Raw genomic sequence first — 4,829 nt, 5'->3', positions numbered from 1 at the left:
AACAACGACACCCTCCTGCCCACCGAACTCACCGCATAGCCTCAAAACGAGATCGCCGAGTGGCCGTCGATACACCACTCCAACGGACGTGACCCGGTCATGCGCCGCAACCCGGCCCGTATCCGTCAGATTTGAGCCGAGCGGGACACTTACGGGGCGTCAGACGCGGTTCCTCGCGTACACCTTCTCCTCGCTGCTTGCCGGACCCAGGCCGTCTGACAGTGCCGACCCGTCCCGTACTTTGTCAGGGCTGCTTCCCGCCGCCACCTGCGTTCCCAGGCAGCGACTTCCCTCAGCTTCACCAGGCGGCTGCGACCGCCCGGCGGTGGAGTCCTTTCACCTCCACTCGATTCCGTCGCGCCTCGTGGCGCACTTGAGATTGTCCCAGCCAGCACGATCGGGCCGCCGAGCTGCTGGTGGGCGGTCTCGACAAGGTCGCGGTAGTCCTTCCAGGAGAAGCTTTTGCGTCCGTCGGGCCGAATGTCCGGGCAGGGCCGGTGGATCAGCCGCGAGCGTTCGCCCGTCTTGTAGCAGGCCAGGGCGGCCACCGATAAGCGGCGGCGCGAGCGGCCCCGCACGCGGATCACCGGGGTGTGGCCGCGGCGGGACCATGTGCGTGTGGTCGGCGGCGTCATCGAGAAGCCGGCCTCGTCCTCGAAGACGAGCCAGGCGTCGAGCGCCGCCACGGTCCTTCCACCTGGGGCCAGGTCTCCTTCACCCAGCCGGCCACCGAGGTCTCGTCCCGCTCGACCGCCCGCCGGGCGGGAACCTGGCAGCTCCAGCCATGCCGCTTGAGCAGGGCGGCCACCCCTTGCACGGTGTAGCTCGTGTGGAAGCGACGCCCGATCAGCTTCTTGATCCGCGACAGGTCCAGGTCTGGTCCGGCCAGCCGTGTGCCACGGGCCCCTTGGCCAGCTCCCGCTCCAGCACGGCGAACAATTCGTCACTGAGCAGCGGCAGCGATGCCGGGCCCTTGGACGCCAGAGCTCTGGTCCCGTTCTGTGACCAGGCCCCGCGCCACCGCTGTACCGACCGGACGCTGACCCGCAGGTCGTGAGCGATGACCGGGCTCTCGTCGCCCTGCCGGAACCGCTCGGCCGCCTCCATCCTCAACTTCTCGCGGAGGGCCCGCCGTTCGTCGGTCAGTCCGCCCCCTTGCGCATACCTCATGCCGTCGGCATACCGCAGGGATCATGAACCGTCAGCCCCGCCGACACCACGCTTTGAAGGTCAGTAGACTGTTGTGGTGTTTGATAGCCAGCGCACCCTCGCGTTCGTCAATACGCGCTTGGACCGGCCAACCGGACTGATCGACCAGCTCGCCGACCGTGACGCTGCGGCCGGATGGCTCGCCGGAGAGCTTGGCTACGACTCTCCGATCTCGGGACGCGACCATGCGGCGCTGCTTGAACTGCGTGACAGTGCCCGCTGGATCCTGCGCGCCCGCAGTGCAGGACTCACCCCACCACCCCAGGACCTGGACGTTGTCAACGCTGCGAGCGTGGCGGCTCCGAGGGCAGAGCAACTCGACGGCGACTGGAACAGTGCGGTCCACTTCGCTGCCAGCGGATCACCGGACGCGAACAATCTGACCGAGCTGCTGGCCGGCTTGGCCAGCGCGGTCGTGAATCTCGCCGCAGCATCAGAGAACCTGGTCGAGTGCGCCGCGGACGACTGCGTGGTGCTCTTCTTGCGTACCGACCCTCGCAGACGCTGGCATTCGAAGCGCTGCGGAAACCGCGTGCGGGCCGCACGTAGCTTCGCTCGTCACCGCAGCGGCGGGCCTCCGTGACCACCACCCACGGCGGCGCGGACTCGTCACTCAAGGGGTCTGCAGGCACCGTGGCGGGCGGTAACGATCCGGACCGAAGCAGTACGTCGCCTGCTGGCATCCAACATCTGGTCCGGCCAGGTCTTGGCTGCGGGCGACTGCAACGGGGCCGCGCTTGAGCGCTCTGGCACGGTATGACCCCGATTGGGCGGTGACGCGAGAAGCAAACGGCAGCGTGTCGGTCAGTGCGGCGTGACCTTGTTCTTCTGGCGGTCGTAGTAGCGGCGGGCTTTCAACCGGTTGCCACAGCTGGACATCGAGCACCATCGCGCACTGTTGTTCTTCGACCGGTCGAGAAGGAACAAGGTGCACTTGTCATTCCCGCAGGCTCTCAGCCGGTTCGAAGCCGTGCGCCTGACGCCGTCCCATTCGATCACGGCACGAGCGGCGAGCTCACGGTCGGCCGGAGCACTCAGGTGCCAGGTGAGCCCGTTATCGTCCAGCACGGGACGATAGCTGACACCCTGGATTGCTGGTGCCAAATCGTGTGGAGGGGCACCCTCGACAAGGACGCGCTGCAGAGCGTCGCGGATGGTGCGCAGGGTGGCGACATCCTCCTGAGACCCTTCACCCTCGCCGTGCTTCGTGATCCACGAGCGGGCCGCTGCCTCAATCGCGAGCTGATCTTGTACCGCACCGTCGATGGTAGGTGTGGTGTTCAGGAGTGCTAGCAGGAGGTCTGCCGCTTCTATCTGGCCGCGTTCCTTTTGCCGGGTGTCGAGCGTGGGCTCCGGCCTTGGCGCTTAGTACTCCAGCAGGATTTCACTGTCTGACCTGGTCTTTTCGCCGGGTGGCGGGAGCATAGCGGGACTTCGATCGTGCGGGGCGATCTCACGGGGACCGCCCCTCGATCGTGCGACAACGCCGCCGACAGTGACAGCGGCGGGGCAGCCTCCCAGGGTGATCACCGCGCAGGCCGCCGCGCAGTGGGACCTCGAACTGGACGACCTCTTCCTGACCATCGGACAGCTCAACTACCCAACCTCACGAGCAAGTTGGAAAGGGCTCACTGCCGGACGAGGAGCGCGCCGCGCTCGCGGAATGGGTGCGGCGTCGTTCCACGCCGCACGCCGTCCTCACCCTGCATTTGGCCAGCTCAGACCGATGATGGAAAAGCCTCAGTCTCAGCTCGGCCTTCGGCCGCCCCGTCCGTGCATGAAGCAAGCGTATATATCTGAATAAAATTTCTGACTCAGAAGACTAGGTGTTCTCCCTGCGCAGGGCCGCGAGCTCGGCGCGTTCGTCGGTGGTGAGCCGGTCGTCGCGCTCGCCGGCATCGGCTTCGGCCTGCCGGATCCAGCCGCGCAGGGCCTCCGAATCCACGCCGAGGTCGAGGGCCGGTTTCTTGATCTGCGGCTTCGGAGCGGAGGTGCGGTACATCCGCACCGCCCGCTCACGCAACTCGAGCGAGTGCTTTCTGGGGGCAGCCATGATCGAGGTGCCTCTCACGAGTCCCATCTGACCCGCTGTCGCCCATCCCCGCATCTCGGGGGAACCCCGGTGCTCAGCGCCTGCGTGCAGATGCTTCCCTGGAAACAGCCGAAGCCGCCGTCGACCCCCCGGTGGTGACCGCCGGGACAGCGACGTCCTGGCAGGTGTCCGAGCCCGGGGTTTACCCCCCGGTCTCCGGATCAGGAGCGCTGTGCGGTGCCTGGTTCTGCGGACGCGCGGTGTCACTGGGAATCGCGCGCATCGGCGTGTCCAGGAGCGCGCTGATCGCGGCTGCGGTCTCCTCGTTGCGCGGCAGCCACACCTGGAGCCAGTGGTTGCCGTCCCCCTCGTGGAGAATCTCGACCGTGATGTGCAGGATCCCAGCTTCCGGGTGGAAGATCTGCTTGATGTCCGGCTGCTGGGACGCGACTGAGTGGGCGGCCCACCGGGTCACGAACTCGGGAGCCGCGCTGAGCTCGTCGACCAGCGCCCGGAAGTCGTCGTCGTCGCCCCAGTACGGTTGGCCGGACCGCAGAAAGCCGACCAGCTCGTCCGCCTCTGCTGCCCAGTCGTCGCCGGTGAAGACCCGCCGCGATGCGGACGTCAGAAAGTGGTTGCGCAGCAGGTTGGGCGGGTTGCTGTCCAGCGCTCCCAACGGCCTGCCCAGCCTCTCCCACGACGCATTCCAGGCCACAATGTTGCAGATCGGCCCCAGCAGACAGGCCGGAGTGGGATCCAGGAGATCCAGCAACACAGGCAACGTCGGGCGCGGCACATCGTTGACCGGGCGGGGACTGGGGAACAGCGCGGAGGTGTGCCGCTTCATGGCCAGCAGCGCAAGGTGTCGTTTGTCGTCATCAGACATCTGCAGCGCCTGGGCAAGCGCGGCAAGCACGGCGACCGACGGATTGGTGTCCCTGCCCTGCTCCAGGCGCTCCAGGTATTCCATGCTCAGGCCGGCGAGCATGGCGAGCTCTGCTCGCCTCAGACCAGGGACCCGCCGCCGGCCGGAAGACGGCAACCCAACCTGCTCGGGTTTCACCTGTTCCCGGCGCGATCGTAGGAATGTTGCCAACTCACTTTCGGGGTACACGCGCTCATGGTGCCCTACGGACAGCCTCGGATGGTCTCCCTGTGAGTACTATCCTTGACCACCTCGGCAGGCTGGTCTCCTGCCTGCCCCCAGCCGCCGGCCCGTATCGTTCACAGGCCGGAAGGCGCGCCCCGGGGCGAGAGTGGACGGCAGCCGCGCCTTACCTCGCGCTCCCTGTCGACCCCTGCGTCCAGCCCATCGACCACGCTGGCCACCGTCGGATGACAACCGCAGCACCGTCGCGTTCAGCTTCGAGGGCGGGATGCGAGTCCGTGCTCGAACAGAGCCGGCGCGAGAACGAAGTGGACCACCACCCGCGAGGGCAGTAGCCGCCGGCGCCGGCGCCGAGGAGACCATCACGCACAGGTCGCGGCGGCCTTGGGGTCACGTCCGTTGGAGTGGTGTATCGACGGCCACTCGGCGATCTCGTTTTGAGGCTATGCGGTGAGTTCGGTGGGCAGGAGGGTGTCGTTG

4 protein-coding genes and 1 pseudogene are annotated in these 4,829 nt (G+C 67.0%); 1 reads left to right on the top strand and 4 read right to left on the bottom strand.

Annotation, left to right across the window (positions count from 1 at the left end):
* Window positions 1-375 precede the first annotated feature (375 nt).
* Window positions 376-1,170, bottom strand: a pseudogene (locus BLT82_RS36140) (winged helix-turn-helix domain-containing protein); the annotation flags it as partial.
* Between the two features lie 76 nt (window positions 1,171-1,246).
* Between BLT82_RS36140 and BLT82_RS38515 the strand changes: the two are divergent.
* Window positions 1,247-1,792 carry a CGNR zinc finger domain-containing protein gene (locus tag BLT82_RS38515; protein WP_167746201.1) on the top strand — a complete coding sequence of 182 codons (546 nt, stop codon included), beginning with the start codon at window positions 1,247-1,249 and terminating at the stop codon, window positions 1,790-1,792.
* Between the two features lie 221 nt (window positions 1,793-2,013).
* On the opposite strand, the gene BLT82_RS38510 is transcribed toward BLT82_RS38515, so the two are convergent.
* The 3 genes from BLT82_RS38510 to BLT82_RS36120 all read right to left on the bottom strand — a co-directional run bounded on the left by BLT82_RS38510 (window position 2,014) and on the right by BLT82_RS36120 (window position 4,355).
* Window positions 2,014-2,277 carry a CGNR zinc finger domain-containing protein gene (locus BLT82_RS38510; RefSeq protein WP_244529951.1) on the bottom strand — a complete coding sequence of 88 codons (264 nt, stop codon included), beginning with the start codon at window positions 2,275-2,277 and terminating at the stop codon, window positions 2,014-2,016.
* A gap of 754 nt (window positions 2,278-3,031) precedes the next feature.
* Entirely contained in the window at window positions 3,032-3,262 is a 231-nt protein-coding gene (locus BLT82_RS36125; protein WP_167746200.1) for a transposase, read from the bottom strand.
* A gap of 181 nt (window positions 3,263-3,443) precedes the next feature.
* Complete coding sequence (locus tag BLT82_RS36120) at window positions 3,444-4,355, bottom strand: helix-turn-helix transcriptional regulator (protein ID WP_093662683.1); 912 nt, start codon at window positions 4,353-4,355, stop codon at window positions 3,444-3,446.
* Between the last annotated feature and the right edge of the window lie 474 nt (window positions 4,356-4,829).

The sequence above is a fragment of the Streptomyces wuyuanensis genome (assembly GCF_900103455.1).
Taxonomy (GTDB): Bacteria; Actinomycetota; Actinomycetes; order Streptomycetales; family Streptomycetaceae; genus Streptomyces; species Streptomyces wuyuanensis.
This window is presented reverse-complemented; position numbering and strand designations above follow the sequence as displayed.